This window comes from Nostoc sp. UHCC 0251 (genome assembly GCF_034932245.1).
In the GTDB taxonomy this organism is placed as follows: domain Bacteria; phylum Cyanobacteriota; class Cyanobacteriia; order Cyanobacteriales; family Nostocaceae; genus Nostoc.
Window position 1 is genome coordinate 1 of record NZ_JAYGHD010000514.1, and the last position, 2,372, is coordinate 2,372.

Genomic DNA, 2,372 nt, shown 5'->3' on the forward strand with positions numbered 1-2,372 from the left:
ACTTCCAAGAAATAAATTATCCAATCTTGTGGGGTGGGCATCTTGCCCGCCTTTGGTTACTGGGCGGGCGAGACGCCCACCCCACAATAAATAATTGAATATTTTTTTATTTGGAAGTCCCTAATGGGCGAAAAAGCGAACTGCGAATTGTTTTTGTAAGTTGTTTTCGATTTTCACAAACTAGTCATAACCTGAGCCAATTTATCAGATAAATCAACTGTAGAATCTTGGCATTTGTTAAATAAAACGCCAGCTAAAAAATAATAATCGCCAGAATAAAATGCCATATTATTTTTTCGGAGTTCTTCTATGTGGTTTTTTACCTTGGGATCAGAGCTATAGTAGCCGAACTGTAAAGGTAACACCATAAAACTTTGAACACAATATCCATTTTCTTTTGCTAGGTTCAGCGTACTTGTTGGATTAGAAAAGCTAGATATTAAAACTAACACATTCTCATAACCTAACGATAAAAGATCGTTGGTAACTGTGGCTCCATCTACGCCCCCAAATAATAGTGGCATATAAATATCGTCATCTGGTGCGGGGAGATAGGGCGGATTGGCTACAAGATATTCGGCATTGGGTTGAGAAGAATTAAACAAAGATGAATTATGGATGATGTATTTATTAGTGAGATTATATTCATCGATGGTTGAATTTGCGACTTTCCATGCAGAAGTATTTAATTCAAATCCCTGGATTACACCATTAAACTTGTTTCTTAATAAAGAATTGATTACAGGGCTGCCATCTCCTGAACCAAACTCCACAATAGATTCATAATTTTTACAATTTCTAATTACAAAGCTTTCTAAGCAGTTGGAGTAAAAATTAGATTCTTCAGGACAAAAAAAGATATCTTTCATTTGACTGCAATTTAAGGTGTAAGGTATAATCAATGTAAGATGAGGTTAGTTACTGCCTTAATATCAAGACAATAAATAACCATTCCTTTAGTAAATAAATTCTTACTAAAGAAACTGGGTTGTAGGTGGAATAGCAATACGATGATTAAGAAACGTCAGAAAAAATCTGTCATTTTTAATTTCTAATTTTTTAGATTTATTAGATTGGTAAGGCGGATTGTTAGGCTTTGCGTATTGATCGCACAACAGCAGCAGCAGCGCGATCGCCCATTAGTTTCTCTTGGTCATACCCAAGCAGGACTTCCCACGCATCATTGGGATATTGTTCTGCTAAAGACAAAGCGACATCATCTAACATCCAACGACCGTGACGCTCATCTTCCTTGATATGCAGTTCCCAATAACCCATTGCCGCCTCTGACAGTCCCAATCGTTGCGCTGCCGTCAGATAGTTTTTGTAAGCCGCAGGGCCAGCCACCTCAAAATATGTCAACGCACCACAATAACGGAGGAAATAGCGTTTGCGATCGGTGGTCATAAAGTTGTGATTATCGCAAGCTAACACTTCCCAAGGTACTAAATCAAAATATCCTTCTGGTTCAGTATTCATCCCAAACTCAGCCAGCATTTGAGCAAAAAATGTCGAGTGCTTGCGGGATAAACGACCATTGCCGTATTCTTCTAGGAGGACTCGCACCAGCGTACACTGCACTTCATTAGCAGCACCACCCAATACGTAGCAAAGGCGACTACCTTCAACCAAGCCATCAAAGGAGCCGATCGCTAACAAATGACGATAGCCAGCTTCAGTCATTTCTTCCCGGATGTAGCGGCTATTCTCTGACAAAGGCGGATTTAAATCGGCAGATGCACGCTCAATTAAAGCTTGTTTTACATCCAATTGTTGCAGTGCAGCTATATCGATTTGTGCCAGTTCCCACTTTTGCCAAGCAGCTTCAATTTGGTCACGACATGAGTACAAGTAAAGCGATCGCTCATTGGTATAGTGTCGTAAATCGTCATACCAAAACAGCTTTAGCCGATTAATTCGATAAAGTATGCGTTGGAGAAAACGGTGAGCCTGTTCATCAGAGCGATCGTTTTTATAGGCGGCGCGAATTGCTCTTGAGAGCGCCTGTTCAAACTCACTAGCTATTTCGGGTTTTACATGTAGTTTATGATCCAAATCCTCCATTGCTAGCAGTTCTATAAATTGCTCCTCAGCACGGTCGTACTTGGTAATTGTTCTTTCTTCTGTTTGCGTGCTCTTTTTAGCAGCCCCAGCGTTAGGAAATATAACTAAATTGCTTTGCATGGAATCTTCGGTAGCATTGGAAAGGTGAAAAATTAATTTCACCTTTAATACTTAACTTCCCACACCAGTAGCTTTATGTACCTCTTTCGTTGGTTATAAAGAAAAATTAAGTCTAGAGGAACAAAGGGAAGGCGCATTGGGCATTGGGCATTGGGCATTGGGCATTGGGCATTGGGCATTGGGAAAAG

At 40.0% G+C, this 2,372-nt stretch carries 2 protein-coding genes; both read right to left on the bottom strand.

What is annotated here, in order from left to right:
* Nucleotides 1-173 precede the first annotated feature (173 nt).
* Nucleotides 174-869 (bottom strand): SAM-dependent methyltransferase, encoded by a 696-nt coding sequence (locus VB740_RS36440; RefSeq protein ID WP_323204669.1) that lies wholly within the window; start codon nucleotides 867-869, stop codon nucleotides 174-176.
* 220 nt (nucleotides 870-1,089) lie between these two features.
* Nucleotides 1,090-2,184: an iron-containing redox enzyme family protein gene (locus tag VB740_RS36445; RefSeq protein ID WP_323204670.1), complete on the bottom strand. Its 1,095-nt coding sequence runs from the start codon at nucleotides 2,182-2,184 to the stop codon at nucleotides 1,090-1,092.
* Nucleotides 2,185-2,372 lie beyond the last annotated feature (188 nt).

Bases quoted from the DNA above. Each gene is read 5' to 3' on its own strand.
- VB740_RS36440 (WP_323204669.1), bottom strand. From the start codon at position 869: ATGAAAGATATCTTTTTTTGTCCTGAAGAATCTAATTTTTACTCCAAC.
- VB740_RS36445 (WP_323204670.1), bottom strand. From the start codon at position 2,184: ATGCAAAGCAATTTAGTTATATTTCCTAACGCTGGGGCTGCTAAAAAG.